Source organism: Sunxiuqinia sp. A32 (assembly GCF_052690465.1).
The window spans coordinates 139,308-155,875 of record NZ_JBQYLI010000009.1; the positions used below are offsets into that span (position 1 = coordinate 139,308).

13 protein-coding genes are annotated in these 16,568 nt (G+C 38.3%); 3 read left to right on the forward strand and 10 right to left on the reverse strand.

Going from position 1 to position 16,568, the window contains the following annotated elements; all coding sequences use genetic code 11:
* Window positions 1-318 precede the first annotated feature (318 nt).
* Together ACUNWD_RS11225 and ACUNWD_RS11230 are read left to right on the forward strand one after the other, a co-directional pair.
* Entirely contained in the window at window positions 319-2,877 is a 2,559-nt protein-coding gene (locus ACUNWD_RS11225; protein WP_445587900.1) for an adenosylcobalamin-dependent ribonucleoside-diphosphate reductase, read from the forward strand.
* A gap of 212 nt (window positions 2,878-3,089) precedes the next feature.
* Window positions 3,090-4,430, forward strand: coding sequence for a DUF5723 family protein (locus ACUNWD_RS11230; RefSeq protein ID WP_445587901.1), 1,341 nt, complete (start codon window positions 3,090-3,092; stop codon window positions 4,428-4,430).
* A 52-nt stretch (window positions 4,431-4,482) separates the two neighbouring features.
* Here the strand turns inward: ACUNWD_RS11230 and ACUNWD_RS11235 are convergent, their stop codons facing one another.
* From ACUNWD_RS11235 to ACUNWD_RS11280, 10 genes are all read right to left on the reverse strand, one after another.
* On the reverse strand, window positions 4,483-4,674 hold the full coding sequence (locus ACUNWD_RS11235) for a hypothetical protein (RefSeq protein WP_445587902.1): 192 nt from the start codon (window positions 4,672-4,674) through the stop codon (window positions 4,483-4,485).
* Between the two features lie 212 nt (window positions 4,675-4,886).
* Complete coding sequence (gene trpA, locus ACUNWD_RS11240) at window positions 4,887-5,669, reverse strand: tryptophan synthase subunit alpha (protein WP_445587903.1); 783 nt, start codon at window positions 5,667-5,669, stop codon at window positions 4,887-4,889.
* 12 nt (window positions 5,670-5,681) lie between these two features.
* Window positions 5,682-6,863, reverse strand: a complete 1,182-nt coding sequence (trpB, locus tag ACUNWD_RS11245; RefSeq protein ID WP_445587904.1) for a tryptophan synthase subunit beta — start codon at window positions 6,861-6,863, stop codon at window positions 5,682-5,684.
* A gap of 10 nt (window positions 6,864-6,873) precedes the next feature.
* Window positions 6,874-7,509, reverse strand: a complete 636-nt coding sequence (locus ACUNWD_RS11250; RefSeq protein ID WP_445587905.1) for a phosphoribosylanthranilate isomerase — start codon at window positions 7,507-7,509, stop codon at window positions 6,874-6,876.
* Window positions 7,510-7,517: 8 nt separating this feature from the next.
* Window positions 7,518-8,300, reverse strand: a complete 783-nt coding sequence (trpC, locus tag ACUNWD_RS11255) for an indole-3-glycerol phosphate synthase TrpC (protein ID WP_445587906.1) — start codon at window positions 8,298-8,300, stop codon at window positions 7,518-7,520.
* A gap of 76 nt (window positions 8,301-8,376) precedes the next feature.
* Window positions 8,377-9,369: an anthranilate phosphoribosyltransferase gene (gene trpD, locus ACUNWD_RS11260; RefSeq protein WP_445587907.1), complete on the reverse strand. Its 993-nt coding sequence runs from the start codon at window positions 9,367-9,369 to the stop codon at window positions 8,377-8,379.
* Window positions 9,370-9,403: 34 nt separating this feature from the next.
* Window positions 9,404-9,973 (reverse strand): anthranilate synthase component II, encoded by a 570-nt coding sequence (locus ACUNWD_RS11265; protein ID WP_445587908.1) that lies wholly within the window; start codon window positions 9,971-9,973, stop codon window positions 9,404-9,406.
* Between the two features lie 10 nt (window positions 9,974-9,983).
* Window positions 9,984-11,387, reverse strand: a complete 1,404-nt coding sequence (locus tag ACUNWD_RS11270) for an anthranilate synthase component I family protein (protein ID WP_445587909.1) — start codon at window positions 11,385-11,387, stop codon at window positions 9,984-9,986.
* A gap of 339 nt (window positions 11,388-11,726) precedes the next feature.
* Window positions 11,727-12,539 (reverse strand): mechanosensitive ion channel family protein, encoded by an 813-nt coding sequence (locus ACUNWD_RS11275; protein WP_445587910.1) that lies wholly within the window; start codon window positions 12,537-12,539, stop codon window positions 11,727-11,729.
* Window positions 12,540-12,971: 432 nt separating this feature from the next.
* A complete protein-coding gene (locus tag ACUNWD_RS11280; RefSeq protein ID WP_445587911.1) occupies window positions 12,972-14,078 on the reverse strand; it encodes an Sb-PDE family phosphodiesterase in 1,107 nt (368 codons plus the stop codon).
* Window positions 14,079-14,210: 132 nt separating this feature from the next.
* Here ACUNWD_RS11280 and ACUNWD_RS11285 point away from each other — a divergent pair, with 132 nt between their 5' ends.
* On the forward strand, window positions 14,211-16,505 hold the full coding sequence (locus tag ACUNWD_RS11285) for a family 20 glycosylhydrolase (protein WP_445587912.1): 2,295 nt from the start codon (window positions 14,211-14,213) through the stop codon (window positions 16,503-16,505).
* Window positions 16,506-16,568: the final 63 nt, after the last annotated feature.

Below are 16,568 nucleotides of genomic sequence, written 5' to 3' on the forward strand. Positions count from 1 at the left end.
CTGAAACCATTTTAGAATGAATTCGTATTGTGCTGACTTTTAGCACATGACAAATTCATATTCTGTAAACTTTTCAACTTTTCGATAACAATAATTTTCAATTTTGGTAAACTTTTCTTAATTATCAAAAACCTATTTCACTGACTCATTGCAAACTAACACTTTTTAGTTGATAACTTTTACCTGTCAATCAAAAAATAGTGTTCCTTTTTTTTCATTCAGATGCTATATTGCATAGAGCAAATTCGTAGAAAGAGGAACCGATTTAGGCACAAGTTTACAATCAGTTAACACAAACACTTTTTTAATTTTTGGCATATGGCTTTCAAAAATGTGGCAGTTGAGCCCAAGACGGGCAAGAAAATTTTTTCTCAAGATGAAGCTTACAACGCTTCTCTTGAATATTTCAAAGGAGACGATCTGGCAGCACGGGTCTGGGTGAATAAATATGCGTTGAAGGATTCTTTCGGGAACATCTTCGAGCTAACACCTGACGACATGCATAAACGTTTGGCTGAAGAGATCGCTCGAATTGAAGAAAAGTACGAGAATCCAAAAACCGCGGATGAAATCTACCAGCTACTGAAAGATTTTAAATACATCGTACCTCAAGGCGGACCAATGACTGGTATTGGCAATTATTTTCAAATCGCCTCCCTTTCCAATTGTTTTGTAGTTGGAAACGAAGGTGATTCTGATTCGTACGGGGGTATTATGAAAATCGATCAGGAACAGGTACAATTAATGAAACGTCGCGGAGGCGTAGGACACGATCTTTCACACATCCGTCCAAAAGGATCTCCGGTAAAGAATTCAGCATTGACTTCAACTGGAATTGTACCATTTATGGAGCGATATTCCAACTCAACAAGAGAAGTTGCACAAGATGGTCGTCGTGGAGCGTTAATGCTCTCAGTTTCGATTAAACACCCCGATTCAGAAAAATTCATCGACGCAAAGCTTGAGCAAGGAAAAGTTACCGGAGCAAATGTTTCGGTAAAAATCCACGATGATTTTATGCAAGCTGTAGAGAGTGGAGAATTATATTCTCAACAGTATCCGGTAGAAGCAGAAAAGCCAACTTTCGTGCGGGAAACCAATGCGGACCAGCTTTGGAAAAAAATAGTTCACAACGCATGGAAATCTGCCGAGCCAGGTATTTTATTTTGGGATACCATCATTAAAGAGTCAGTTCCTGATTGTTATGCAGATCTTGGATACAAAACAGTATCAACCAATCCATGTGGAGAAATTCCTCTTTGCCCATATGACAGCTGCCGTCTATTGGCGATAAACTTGTTCTCGTACGTAGAAAAACCATTTACTGATAAAGCCAAATTCAATTTTGCCAAATTCAAGGAACACGTCGGATACGCACAACGCATCATGGATGACATCATTGACTTGGAATTGGAAAAGATCGATGCCATTATTGAAAAAATTGATGCAGACCCTGAAAGTGAAGAAATCAAATATAATGAGCGCAGACTTTGGGAAAAAATACAAGGCAAAGCTCGTGATGGACGACGCACAGGTGTAGGTATCACAGCAGAAGGAGACATGTTAGCTGCATTGGGATTACGTTACGGAAGTGACGATGCCATTGATTTCAGTGAAGAAATTCATAAAACATTGTCTGTTGAAGCATACCGATCTTCAGTAAATATGGCTAAAGAAAGAGGCGCATTTACAATTTACGATGCAGAGAGAGAAAAAGACAATCCGCTGATCAACCGCATCAAAAACGAAGATGAAAAGTTGTACGAAGAAATGGTGAAATATGGTCGACGTAACATTGCTCTATTGACCATTGCTCCTACCGGAACAACCAGCTTGATGACTCAGACTACTTCAGGAATCGAACCTGTATTTATGCCTGTTTACAAACGTCGACGTAAAGTAAATCCGAATGACAAAAATGTACGAATTGACTTTGTTGATGAGTTAGGTGATAGCTGGGAAGAATACATTGTTTTCCACCATAAATTTGTAACATGGATGAAAGCAAATGGTATCGACTCAACTAAAAATTACAGTCAGGAAGAGGTGGATGAATTAATTAAAAAGTCACCGTATTATAAGGCTACCTCAAATGATGTGGACTGGATGAACAAGGTTCGCATGCAAGGACGCATCCAAAAATGGGTAGACCACTCAATTAGCGTCACCATCAACCTTCCAGCTGACGTTGAAGAAGAGTTGGTTGGAAAACTTTATTTTGAAGCATGGAAAAGCGGCTGTAAAGGAGTGACCGTTTATCGCGACGGCTCTCGTTCTGGTGTGCTTATTTCAAACAAAAAAGAAGACAAAAAGAAATCTTCATCTTCGTTCCCAACAAAACGTCCTGAGGAATTGGAAGCAGATGTGGTTCGTTTCCAAAACAACAAAGATAAATGGGTTGCCTTCATTGGAGTTGTTGGTGATCAACCATACGAAATTTTTACTGGTCTTCAGGATGATGAGGATGGTATATTGCTTCCTCGTTCAGTAACCAAAGGTAAAATTATCAAGAACCGAGACGAAGACGGCGTTTCACGTTACGACTTCCAATACACAAACAAACGTGGTTATAAAACAACCATCGAAGGTCTTTCATACAAATTTAATCCTGTATTCTGGAATTACGCAAAATTAATTTCAGGAGTTCTTCGTCACGGAATGCCAATCCATAAGGTAGTTGACACCGTAACAAGTTTACAACTGGATAACGACACGATTAATAGCTGGAAAGCTGGTGTTGCTCGTGCGTTGAAAAAATATATTCCGAATGGAACCCTTGCAGAAGGAACAACATGTGGAGAATGTGGCTCTGAGAATGTAATTTATCAGGAAGGCTGCTTGACATGCCCCGACTGCGGTTCATCCAAATGTGGATAATCAATCAATTCGAATATTAAGAAAAGGCTTTCATATTTATGAAGGCCTTTTTTGATTGCATCTCTCTCCACCAAAGATTCAGCATACCAATTACAACGAAATGATTGCTCAAAAGCAGGACGGATACATAGAATCAGTATAAACAAATCCACCATCTATTTAATTTTTTATCATTGTTGTATATTTGATAAAAACAAACAAATGTTTACAACATGAATAAAATTACCCTCCTAATCCTTGCATTATTACCTTTTTCAGTTTTCGCTCAAAACACCATGTATTTCATGGATCGTTTACCCCAAAACATCGCCTACAACCCAGCTTCGGTTCCCGACGTAAAATTCCATCTTGAATTACCGGGTATGGGAGGAGCTTCGGCACAAGCATACAATTCTGGGTTTAACTACAGTGAACTAGATGATTTTATTGATAATCTTGATGTTGCTGGTTACAATCCCGACGAGTTTGTAAATTCGATAGGCGATTTTAACCGACTTACAACAGATATCAAAGCCTCCATATTCAACCTTGGCTTCAAGCTAAAAGATAATGGATACTTCTCGTTTTTAATTGATGTACACAATTCAACGACTTTGAAAGCTGCATCTGATATTGCTTACTTGGTCGCAGACTACAATGACATTTCACTAGATCATTTTCCGCTTGTAGTTGACGATGTTGATCTACTCACCAACAGCTACATGTCTATTGGCTTTTCTTATTCCCGAAAAATTAACGAACACTTGACTCTGGGAATCAGCCCAAAACTGAATTGCAATCTAATGGGTGTGAAAACCAACAATATCAGTTATATCGTTACTGCAACTGAAGAAACGGATGAGTTTGGATTTACCAACGTTACCTTTGATGAAACAATTGATGGTGAAGCCATTTTAGGATTACCTACCGAAATTAACCCGGATGCTATTACCGGAAATGAACTCGACTTGGATGAAGGTTTGTTACCCAATTCATGGGAAGATGATATGAAGCTTTCAGACTTATTTAAAAACAAAAGTCTCTCGTTAGACATTGGTGCTACTTATAATTACAACCAATGGAACTTTTCTGCCAGCATCCTGAATATTGGAGCCTCGAGCTGGAAAGTTAATGGCTACCAGTTAAACGGGAATGAAGATGTTATTACGGTTAAGGAACTGGATAAAATCAGTCTCTCAATTCCTGCTGAAATATACTTGGGAGCTAAAAATCAATTTTCGCAAAAATGGAATTATGGATTACTCTTTCACAATACTTTTTTCAATTCTGGATCAATGGCTTCCGGTACATTGTCTTTAAATGGAGCAGTCGGCAAAGCACTTTCAACATCAGTCAGCTACACTGCCGGATACAAATTCAATAATTTAGGTCTTGGGTTTCGATTACGTTTTTTCCCGGGGATGGATTTGTACTTCGTGACAGACAACCTGATTCAGGCATTCAATTATAAAAAAGCTCAACGAATTTCAGCTGCGTTTGGAATCAACTTTTCTTTCGGAATAAAAGATAGAACAACTGATTCCTCATCCACAATTGATGATGATTCAATTTAATACTTGAAATACTTAACAGCAAAAAAAAGAGGCCCTGTAGGCCTCTTTCTAATTATGCAGCAATAGTTGAAAAAACATCAGTTAAAATTTCAGGGTACATCTCCCCAAAATTTTCTTCACACCATTCACGAAGATCATTGAGCTCTGTTGGCTCCACCCAGTTAATACATTTTGTCAGTTCTTTGCGAAATAAATCACGACTGAAACTGACTTTGGGTAAAATCACTTTTGCGTACTCAAACATATTTCTGAACGTTTTATTTTAACACTATTAAAGTAACACATTGTGTTCTTTTTTGGTATGTTGAAAAATACATCTTAACATGATTTAACAGCATGTCTAAACAAATATATCACTAACCCCCTGATCATCAAATACGTAATTTACACACTTCAAATACTTGTTTTATAACATTTGTTAATCACCATATGACACACAATATTACGCTCTGAATTTTAACTAGGATTTACAACAGTATTAACAAAACCTGAAATACGTTCGTCCAAGGTTATTGGTTGATCAAGAGCCTTTACAAAAGCACTTCCAATAATTGCTCCTTGCGCGTATTTACAGGCATTTTGAAAGGTTTCATAATTTGAAATACCAAACCCGATTAATCTTGGATTATTCAATTCCATTTGCTTAATTCGCTCAAAATAATCCTCATGAAAATCAGACACACTGCTCTTAGCTCCGGTGGTCGATGAACTTGAGACCATGTAGATAAATCCACGAGAAGCATCATCAATTTCTTTTACACGTTTTTCTGAAGTTTGTGGAGTTATCAGCAATATATTATGAAGTCCATATTGTTCAAATATAGACTGATAATCATCCTGATAGACAGACAATGGAAGATCAGGCAAGATCAAACCATCAATTCCAACTTCTTGACATTTTTTACAAAAGTTTTCTACTCCAAATTGGATGACCGGGTTCAGATACCCCATCAATATAAGTGGAATCCGTACTTTATTACGGATTTCCGACAGTTGCTGAAAAAGCTTTTTAATGCTCATTCCATTTTCAAGAGCAACAGTGCTGCTATTTTGAATAACCGGACCATCTGCTACCGGATCAGAAAAAGGCATGCCAATTTCAATTAAATCCACACCTTTAGCGACTAATCCTTCAATAATTGAAACCGTGTCTTCCAACTGCGGGTATCCGGCTGTAAAATAAACTGAAAGTATATTTTCTTTTTTATCCTTGAAAAGCTGATTAATTCTGTTTTGCATGATTTGAAGAATTTAATATCCAAAGTGATTTAAATAAGTTTCCATGTCTTTATCTCCCCGACCTGAAAGATTAACAATTGTAATTTCCTCTGGCTTCATATCTATTTTTTTGAGAGCAGCCAAAGCATGTGCTGATTCAAGTGCTGGAATAATCCCCTCCAACTGAGTTAGCTGAAGAGCAGCTTCCAATACCTCATCATCCGTTGCCCACAGGTATTTCGCTCGCTTTGTTGCAAACAAATTTGCATGCATCGGTCCAATTCCCGGATAATCAAGCCCCGCCGAAATTGAATACGGTTCAATAATCTGACCGTCTTCTGTTTGCATCACCACCGACTTTGCACTATGCAAAACACCGGGTTTGCCAAGAGTAAGTGTAGCAGCACTTTCATTGGTATCAACTCCTTTTCCGGCAGCCTCTACGCCAATCAGCTCCACATCCTCCGAATCCAGAAAATGATAAAAGGCTCCTGCGGCATTACTACCACCACCAACGCAGGCAATCACCCGATCAGGCAATTCCCTCCCGCGCTGCTCATCCAACTGCCATTTTATCTCTTCACTAATCACTGCCTGAAACCGTGCTACCATATCCGGATATGGGTGCGGACCAACAACCGACCCAATGATATAATGAGTGTCTACCGGATTATTAATCCAATCCCTCATTGCCTCATTTGTAGCGTCTTTAAGTGTTTGGTTTCCAGACACAGCAGGAATAACCTCTGCACCCAACATTCGCATCTTTTTCACATTTGGAGCCTGACGCTGAACATCCAATGCCCCCATATAAACAATACACTTTATCCCCATCAGTGCACAAACGGTAGCCGTTGCAACTCCGTGCTGACCAGCACCGGTTTCTGCAATAATTCGCTTTTTGCCCAATGACTTTGCCAACAGGATCTGGCCGATGGTATTATTTATTTTATGCGAACCAGTATGATTCAAATCTTCCCTTTTCAGAAAAATATTCGTCTGATAAATTTCAGAAAGCCGTTTGGCAAAATACAATGGAGAAGGCCGCCCTACATAGTGTTTCAGAAGATCAATAAAATCTTGTCTGAAGTTATATGAATTGATAATCTTCATATATTCCTGTTGTAATTCTTCGATATTGGGATGCATCATCTCGGGGATAAATGCTCCTCCAAATTCGCCATAATAGCCTTTTTTATTAACCTGATAGCTCATATTATCTTTTTTAATTTCTTATTTCCTGAATAAATTTTCGCACTGCCTCTACATCTTTGAGTGCTGGCTCAACTTCAAAGCCACTATTTATATCCAACCCAAAAAGCTGAGAATGATTTAGTTTTTTAATTGCCGTAACATCATCGGGACCAATTCCGCCACTTAGAAAAAATGGAACTTCTAATTGATATTGATCCAAAATCTCCCAGTTGAATTTCAAACCAGTACCTCCGGGCAATTTTCCCTTTGTGTCAAAAAGAAAATAATCTACACATTTCGAATAACTTGGAAGCACAGAAAAGTCAAATTCCTCATTTAATGAGAATGCCTTGAATACCGTGATTTTTTCATTGCTCACATCCTGACAATATTCAGGCGATTCATTACCATGAAGCTGTGCAACCTGGAGATTATATTCCCGACACAGAGAAATAACCTGTTTGATATCTTCGTTTACGAAAACACCAACTTTTTGTGTTGATCGCGGAACAGTATCAAATATGACAGCGTCTGGCTGATTTCCAATAAATCGCTTTGATTTTGGATAAAAAATATACCCCAGAAAATCTGGTAAAGCTTTTAAAACCCCCTGAATATTCTCAGGGTCTCTCATGCCACAAACCTTTATTTTAAGTTCCTTTTTCATCTCTGTTTTTACAAAGCTTTTATAAAGTCGGCACATGCTTGTCCCGGATTTTCCGTCTTCATAAAATTCTCACCCATCAAAAATCCTTCAAATCCAGCAGTTCGCAAATAATGAATGTTCTCGATGGAAGACAAGCCACTTTCTGAAATCCGCACCATCGATTCAGACAATAATTTGCCTAAACGAACCGAAGTTTCCACATCAACTTCAAACGTTTTTAGATTGCGGTTATTTACACCAACCAAGTCAACCAGCGGGTTCAATTTATCAATTTCTTCTTCAGTATGAACTTCCACCAACACTTCCATGCCCAATTCCTTTGCAACGTCAGTTAGTTTTTGCATTTCCTCTTTACTAAGACTGGCTGCTATCAATAATATCAAGTCAGCTCCATGTGCTTTTGCCTCATAAACCTGGTAAGGATCCAACATAAAGTCTTTACGTAAAATCGGTGTTTGAGGATTTGTAAGTCTCGCTTTGGCCAGATTTTCAAACGAACCTCCAAAATAATTGTGATCGGTTAAAACAGAAAGTCCACAGACTCCGGCAGCAACGTAAGCAGAGGTCACTTCTGTCACTTCAGCCAATTCATTGATAACGCCTTTCGATGGCGACTTTGTTTTAAATTCTGCAATAATCCCGCTTGCGCCATCTGCTTTTAATGCAGTCTTTAATGAATTACACTCCCGATTGAAAAATGGAGATTTCTTTAAATCATCAATACTGATCTTTTCTTTCGCATCCGCAACCTCCCTGCGTTTATTTGCATTTATTTCGTCTAATATTGTCATCTTAAAATTGTCACTTTTAGTCGTAAATTGTCATTGACAGACATTTTCTTTTTTTTTAAAACTTGAAACCGCTACCTTATTTCAAATTCATTAACTTATTGAAAACCCCAAAAGCTTTTTTACTTTCCAAAGCCTCAGTCGCTTCCGAAACACAATCGCTAAGTGATCTTTCAGGGAACATACATTTGATTCCCAATGCAGCATTCGCAATAACCACATTTTTCTGCGCATCGGTTCCGGTACCTTCTAAAGTACCTTTGAAGATTCTTGCTGCATCTTCCACGGACTTACCACCAGAAAGTTCTTCTTGTTTCAAATTCTTAAATCCAAAGTCGGCTGACGAAATCAGCTTCTCTCCCGAATTTGAGACTATTTTCGTATCGTTTGTTAGCGAAACCTCATCATAACCATCCAGGCTATGCACAATCATAAAATTCTGGTCACCTTGCTTGAATACCTGATAATACAAATCCATAATCGTCAGATCTGACACCCCAACCAATTGATTTTTTGGTGAAGATGGGTTAATAATTGGTCCCATCATATTAAATAACGTGCGTACTTTCAGTGCCCGACGAACAGGCCCTACATGCCTCATAGCCGGATGAAAAAGGGGTGCATGGAAAAAGCAAATTCCAGTTTCCTCAACTTCTTTCCTAAGCTTTTCAATGTTGTTGCTAAACTGATAGCCAAAATATTCAAACATATTTGAAGCTCCACTTACAGAAGACAATCCATAATTACCATGCTTGGTCACTTTGTAACCAGCACCGGCAATCACAAAGCAACTTGCGGTTGAAATATTAAATGTATTTTTTCCATCTCCACCAGTACCTACAACATCAATGGCGTTGTATTCTGAAAAATCAACGGAAATACACAAATCCAGCAAGGCTTGTCTAAATCCGGCTAACTCTTCGGCTTTAATTGGGCGCATTCGGAAGACAGTTAGAAAAGATGCAATCTCTAATTCAGAGTATTGTCCCTCGCCAATCTTAGTTAATACAGAACAAGCTTCCTCTTTGGTTAAGCTATTTCCAGCAAATAAATAATCTAACGTTTCTTTCATTTGGTCTTATTTTAGACTTTTCATTATCTGTATTCTAGCTTTTCAGCCAGTTCTCAATCATTTTCTCACCAAGAGGTGTTAACACCGATTCCGGATGAAACTGAACCCCTTGAACATCAAATTCCTTGTGCCTCATCGACATAATCATCCCATTGTTATCATAGCTGGTAACTTCGAAGCAATTCGGTAATTTTTCATCTTGAACAATCCATGAATGGTAGCGCCCAACATCAAAAGTTTCTGGTAAATTTTCAAACAAAACCGATTTGTTTTTAGTAAGCGTCACTGGCGTTGCAATACCATGCAGCACACGGTTCATATTGTGCAACGTACCGCCAAAAGCTTCTCCAATTGCCTGATGTCCCAGGCAAACACCTAACATGCTTTTCTTTGGAGAATACTCTTTAATAATGTCTAATAGTAATCCGGCTTCTTCAGGAATTCCAGGTCCAGGTGAAAGCACTATCTTATCGTATTTCTCTAAATCCTTTAATTCCAGTTCATCATTTCGGATCACATCAACCGGCAAGCCCGAAATCTTTTTGATTGCATGCACCAGATTGTAGGTGAATGAATCGTAATTGTCTATAACTACTATCTTCATGTTTTCTGAATTAAATATCTTTTGCCATTTCGATGGCCTTTTTTAACGCACCCAATTTATTATTGACTTCCTGCAGCTCGCTTGCTTCTTTCGAGTCCGCAACAACGCCTGCTCCAGCCTGGTAATATAAAAAATCAGCTTTACTGAGGAAAGAGCGAATCATAATGGCATGGTTTAATGTACCATCAAATCCAAGATAACCAATGCAACCACCATAATAACCACGACGCTGGTTCTCGTAATGATCAATCAACTGCATGGCTCGGTGTTTCGGAGCTCCGGATAAAGTTCCGGCAGGAAAAGAATCCCCCAATACACTGACCACATTTGTATTTTCCGGCAATCGTCCAGACACTTCGGACACCAGGTGAATTACGTGAGAATAATATTGCACCTCACGGTAAATGTCAACTTTCACATCATCCGCATTTCTGCTAAGGTCATTTCTTGCCAGATCAACCAGCATCACGTGTTCCGCATTCTCCTTTGGATCTTCGCAAAGTTTTTCGGCTAATTTACGATCCTCTTCATCATTCCCAGTGCGCTTAAAGGTTCCGGCAATAGGGTGAATAATTGCCCGTCCTTCTTTTATACGCAACTCTGCTTCGGGACTGGAACCCATGATACGGAAATCGCCATAGTCAAAATAAAATAAGTAAGGCGATGGATTTATCTGCCTCAACGCTCTGTAGACATTAAAATCATCGCCTTTGTATGATTGCGAAAACTGACGGCTCAACACAATCTGGAAGACATCTCCTCGATAGCAATGCTCCTTGCCGCGAGTCACCATCTCCATGTACTGCTCATTGGTAATATTCGAAGTTTCATCGCCTTCCAGCTCAAACTTCGAAGTCATGAAATTTAGATTGACCAACAAATGCTCTATGTGATCCAATTGAGAACTTTCACCATCCAACAAATTCTCAATCAAAAACATTTCGTTCGTATGATGATCAATAGCAATAGTGTATTTATAAAAAGCATATTGAATTTCAGGAATTTTGTACCCATCTTTCTTTTCAGCAGTTATCTCGATTTTCTCGAAATACTTTACCGCATCATAACTAATGTAACCAAAGATTCCATTAACCGGAAGCTCTTTATTTTCATCTGTTTTAAATGAATTAAGAAAAGAGTTTAATTGGTTCTCTACATTATTTTCTTTCGTAACCGGTATTTCCTCTTTCTTACTTTCCGGCATTTTGATGGATACTGTATCATCCATCACCTCAAAATGTGCAATTGGATTAAAGCAAATAATGGAAAGGGCATTTTCCTCTCCTCTGTAATCAGAGCTTTCCAGCAAGATTGACTTTTGATACATTGACCGAACGCGCAGGTATACGCTTACCGGGGTCACCATGTCGGCTAAAAGCTTCCTGACCGTTGTTTTAAAGTGAATAGGTTCCATATATGTTTTTTTATTTTAAGTTTCTATAAAAAAAGCGGCTTACCGTGTCCGATAAGCCGCTTTTTTGAATTACAAATGCAATGAAAGCTACGCCTCTCCACGGTATTGTGAAAAGTTTTTGCGCCACCACCAAGATGTATTCATAATTCTATTCATCTGTCAATATTTTAAAAATACCAATATGGCTATTAACTTCTCGTAAAAGAAGACCCCACCACGGAAGCCATATTGTATTTATTTCATTATCGTTTGAACTTCGAACTGTAAAAAAATGAAATTTTATTTGAATGACCAAATATAAATTTACCAATACTGGAAAAAAGTTATTTTATTAACCTTCTATTTATCCATGTGAACATCCACTTGTGGGAATGGAATGGTAATGCCAGCTTCATCTAAAGCAATTTTTCCATTTTCGTATATATCAAAGTAAACTGCCCAGTAATCAGTTGGAACAGCATATGGGCGAACAGCCAGATTTACCGAACTATCACCCAGTCCGCTTACCCCGATAAAAGGGGCCGGTTCTTCTAAAACTTTAGGATGATCTTTCAAGACTTTCATCAAAACATTTTTTGCCTCTTTAATGCTTGAATCGTAAGAAATACCGAATGTCAGATCAACTCGTATTTTTCCTTCAGTTGTAAAATTGGTAATATCTCCATTGGAAATTGCGCCATTCGGAATAATAATCGTTTTACTTTCGGGCGACAAAAGGACGGTTACGAAAATATGAATCTCCTTCACGACACCAAGATGGCCTTGTGCCTGAATAACATCTCCTACTTTATACGGCTTAAAGGCTAAAATCATAACTCCCCCTGCAAAATTTGCCAATGTTCCTTGTAACGCCAGACCAATAGCCAAACCAGCAGCACCAAGTATGGCAATAAAGGAGGTTGTTTGAATGCCAATCATTCCAGCCACGCTAATAAGGAGTAGAGTTTTAAAACCAATATTTGCTAAGCTGGTTACGAAACCAATCAATGAAACAGTTACATTCCGGCCTTGCATCATTTTTCGCAACACCCGGGTAAATCGATTGATGATCCAAAGACCAATAATTAGAACAAGAATGGCCAGTACCACTTTGGGCCCATAAACCAGTATAAGCTCATAAGCTTTGTCAATTAGATTTTGATAGTTTTCCATATGATCTGAATTTATATTTATCTAAAAAAGATAGCTTATTGTCATATGAAAGTCAATTAATATTCCGTTTTGGACACACTAACAAGATCTCATGATTATATGATTATTCAATCATTAGAAAAATACAACTACACAATCAACTTGACAATAAATACAGCATAAGGCCTAAAAAACAGCCAGCAGACAAGACCAAAAGAATGCACAAATAACAACATGCTAACCCATTGTACTAAATTTATCTAGCACAAAAACTGTTAAAACTTATTAAATATTGAAACAATTTAAGCCCCTCAAACGTATTTAACATACACTTTGCATTCAAATTTGTTTTAGGACTTAGTAGGGTTGATTGGTTGAATGGATGCAAAGTTCTCAAGGTAATTTTAGTTGTTTGTTTAGAGTGGAGCGGTGGAGAGACCACCGCTTCTTTTTTTATTTATTTGCCACCTCTAATACAATTGGAAGATTTTCTCCTGAAAGCAATTGCAAATTCTCAACTTCGTAATACATTTTCAGAACCCCCATATTTATAACCTGATCTGATGTGCCCGTAAGCTCGAGCAGTACAGTTTGGTGAGCACCTAATGTAATATCAGATGGACAAGAGAACCCAATTGATGGCTGCCTTTGCTTTAATTTATAGGAAATATCAGAATTATTATGCACCCATATCCTTTTTACCTCATGATTTTTCAACCCTATAGCCTTATTCGCAATCTTAATAGAGTTGAAGAATATTGGCGACAAAAACTTCCTATCTCCCGCTAACTGACCATCAAAATAGGCAACAGTCCTTCTTTCTTCCAATGCCTGACGAATTCCCTTCGCCGATCGCTCATTTGTAAATACCAAGGTTACTGGTCTGAAACTTTCGAAATTCATATCTATTGTCCCATGCACATCGGAGTTAGCCATCACTGTCAAATTTCTCTCCTTTGCCCAAGTCAAAGCTTCAGGATAAAAATCATGGTGATTAAAAACTTCAATGCCATTCATAATTCCAGCTTCTAACAAACGGGTGTGTTCTTTCCACCAAAGAGTGGTATCTGGTTGCTGGGCTTTCCAGCCAGGATGGTTCCAAAAAACAAATGCTCCCTGCTCTTTCGCTTCCAAGCAAGCTTCCCACCAATCTTCCCGCTCCAATAAATTGGCATTTTTAATAAATAAGGCATTTAAATGTCCAGGTGGCATTTTTCTGGTTATCTCAGAACCTTGAATAAGAATTATTCCTAATTGATCCGCCAACGGCTTTGCAATCTCAAATGAACGATTATGATCGGCATCAATATCTTGTGAGTGTGGAAGATATTCAATATGATCGGTGATGGAAATTGCATCCAAGCCATGTTGCCATGCTTCCTGCACCCGAAAGGTTGGCCAAACATTACCGTCAGAAAAAACAGTATGCATATGAAAATCACATTTCATCGTGAAAAAACCAGGAATATCCGGAATACTAATTTCCTGTCGGTTTTGGGAAAATACTCCCAACTGAACTACAAAAAGAAGAATTAAAGCTGAAAGTAATTTTTTAATCATGAATAGTGGTTTGTGGTTACGGTACTACAAATTAAATACTTCTATTTGAATTATTTGATGATTATCAATTTAATTTATTGTGAATAAAACCTACCTTAGCATCGCTAACTATATTGGAAAACCTCACATAGCATGAAAAAATACAGACTACTTTTACTTGCACTTTCAATCGGATTATTTACTTCATGTGCCGCAAAACAAGAACCAAAAACTGTTAGCATTGTTCCAAAACCACAATCATTGGTAGTTAAGTCCGGCAAGTTCAAATTAAATAACCAGGTAAGCATTATCGCAACCAGACCCGAAGTCGCTTCTGAAGCTAATTACCTGGCAAAAAGCATCAAACAACAAACCGGATTGGAAATACCTGTTTCCAAACAAATGCAATCTGGAAACACAATATTACTAAAGCTAAACACGGGGATTCAATTACTGGAAGGCTATCAAATTCATTCTTCAAATGACAAATTTGAACTGGAAGCTGCTACTCGAGATGGTCTTTTTTATGCCATTCAATCATTCCTTCAGCTAATTCCGGTCAATATTCAAGATGATATCCCCATTCCAATTGTGGAAATAAAAGATGAGCCCCGATTTCCATGGAGAGGCCTGCATTTAGATGTTTGTCGTCATTTTTATCCGGTTGATTATGTGAAAAAAGTAATCGACATGGCAGCGATGCACAAAATAAATGTTTTCCACTGGCATTTAACAGACGATCAAGGTTGGAGGATCGAAATCAAAAAATATCCGCGCCTGACTGAAATTGGAGCATGGCGAAATGAAACCAAAGTTGGACACATGGCCGATTTCCCCGATCAGTTTGATGGTGTTAAACATGGTGGTTTTTACACGCAGGAACAAATTAAAGAGGTTGTTGCCTATGCACAATCCAGGCATATAACCATCGTTCCTGAGATTGAAATGCCGGGGCATGCACAAGCCGCTATTGCTGCCTACCCGGAATTGGGATGTTTTAACCAGAATCTGGATGTAATGAAAGTTTGGGGCGTATCCAATAATGTTTTTTGTGCCGGAAAAGAATCAACATTCGGGTTTATGGAAGATGTATTATCCGAGGTAATTGAATTATTCCCAGGAAAATATATCCATATTGGAGGTGATGAATGCCCAAAAAAAAGTTGGGAATCTTGTCAAGTTTGCCAAAAAAGAATAGCAGATGAAGGGCTTAAAAACGAGCATGAATTGCAAAGCTATTTTATTCAACGTATCGAACATTTTCTTAGTTCGAAAGATAAAAAGCTGATTGGATGGGACGAAATTTTGGAAGGAGGATTGGCTGAAGGAGCTGCAGTCATGTCTTGGAGAGGCGAAAAAGGCGGAATCGAAGCAGCCAATATGAGACACGAAGTCGTTATGACACCAACAGGATGGTGCTATTTTGACTTTTATCAATCGTCTGAAACCACCGAACCGTTAGCAATTGCAGGACTAACCGATCTTGAAAAAGTTTATGGGTATAATCCAATTCCAAAAGATCTTGTACCGGAAAAACAAAAATATATTTTAGGCACACAAGCAAATTTATGGACGGAGTATATTGCTACTGAAGACAAAGTGGAATACATGCTTTTCCCACGACTATGTGCACTCTCAGAGGTTCAATGGACCAATCCGGAAGTCAAGAATTACAAGGATTTCCTCAGTCGAATGGACGCTCATTATTTACGGCTTTCTAAAAACAATTTTAACTATCGCGTTCCAACTCCTCAAGGATTATTCCCAATTCAAATTTACAACGACAACTATGCGATTATTAAATTAAAGAACTCCGTTCCTTCTGCAGATATTCGCTACACATTGGATGGAACCGAACCAAATTTGGAATCAGAGAGATATAATTTGCCATTTCAAGTCTTCCTGGACTCAGATGTGAACCTAAAAGCGGCAACCTTTTTATCCAACGGAGTTAAAAGTGCCACCGTTTCGACCATCTTAAAACATCGAAACTACAAAACCACGTCACTCAAAAGGCCTCAACCCGGCTTGGATCTAACTTATTACGACGGCCCATTTAAAACTTTCAAAGAAATAAAAGGTGAGCCTCTATTAACTCAAAAAGCCAATTGGCTGGTCGTTCCTCACAACACCATGAAAGACCTGAAAGGATGGATTTTCGAGGGATACATGCAGATAAAAGAACATGGAACTTACTTGTTCGAATTAAGCAGTAGCTGTGGCTCCGGATTGTACATTGGTAACGAATTGGTAATTGACAATGATGGGCTGTTTTACACTAAAAACAAACCTGCCCAAATTGAACTTCAAGCGGGGTTTTATCCAATTACTGTGAAATATTTCAATAGCAAATACGGACAATTCGTCCGTCTCTATTGCCAGAAACCCGGAAGCGATGAAATGGAAGTATTTCCGGGGGAACAGTATTTTAGGAAAATTTCAGAATAATAAATACCTAAAAAAGATAGCTACACTTGCATTCGTTCTAACCATTTGGAATTCATTCTATGT

What these genes read in the sequence shown, in the direction of transcription:
- ACUNWD_RS11225 (WP_445587900.1), top strand. Translation starts at nt 319, where the DNA reads ATGGCTTTCAAAAATGTGGCAGTTGAGCCCAAGACGGGCAAGAAAATT.
- ACUNWD_RS11230 (WP_445587901.1), top strand. Translation starts at nt 3,090, where the DNA reads ATGAATAAAATTACCCTCCTAATCCTTGCATTATTACCTTTTTCAGTT.
- ACUNWD_RS11235 (WP_445587902.1), bottom strand. Translation starts at nt 4,674, where the DNA reads ATGTTTGAGTACGCAAAAGTGATTTTACCCAAAGTCAGTTTCAGTCGT.
- trpA (WP_445587903.1), bottom strand. Translation starts at nt 5,669, where the DNA reads ATGCAAAACAGAATTAATCAGCTTTTCAAGGATAAAAAAGAAAATATA.
- trpB (WP_445587904.1), bottom strand. Translation starts at nt 6,863, where the DNA reads ATGAGCTATCAGGTTAATAAAAAAGGCTATTATGGCGAATTTGGAGGA.
- ACUNWD_RS11250 (WP_445587905.1), bottom strand. Translation starts at nt 7,509, where the DNA reads ATGAAAAAGGAACTTAAAATAAAGGTTTGTGGCATGAGAGACCCTGAG.
- trpC (WP_445587906.1), bottom strand. Translation starts at nt 8,300, where the DNA reads ATGACAATATTAGACGAAATAAATGCAAATAAACGCAGGGAGGTTGCG.
- trpD (WP_445587907.1), bottom strand. Translation starts at nt 9,369, where the DNA reads ATGAAAGAAACGTTAGATTATTTATTTGCTGGAAATAGCTTAACCAAA.
- ACUNWD_RS11265 (WP_445587908.1), bottom strand. Translation starts at nt 9,973, where the DNA reads ATGAAGATAGTAGTTATAGACAATTACGATTCATTCACCTACAATCTG.
- ACUNWD_RS11270 (WP_445587909.1), bottom strand. Translation starts at nt 11,387, where the DNA reads ATGGAACCTATTCACTTTAAAACAACGGTCAGGAAGCTTTTAGCCGAC.
- ACUNWD_RS11275 (WP_445587910.1), bottom strand. Translation starts at nt 12,539, where the DNA reads ATGGAAAACTATCAAAATCTAATTGACAAAGCTTATGAGCTTATACTG.
- ACUNWD_RS11280 (WP_445587911.1), bottom strand. Translation starts at nt 14,078, where the DNA reads ATGATTAAAAAATTACTTTCAGCTTTAATTCTTCTTTTTGTAGTTCAG.
- ACUNWD_RS11285 (WP_445587912.1), top strand. Translation starts at nt 14,211, where the DNA reads ATGAAAAAATACAGACTACTTTTACTTGCACTTTCAATCGGATTATTT.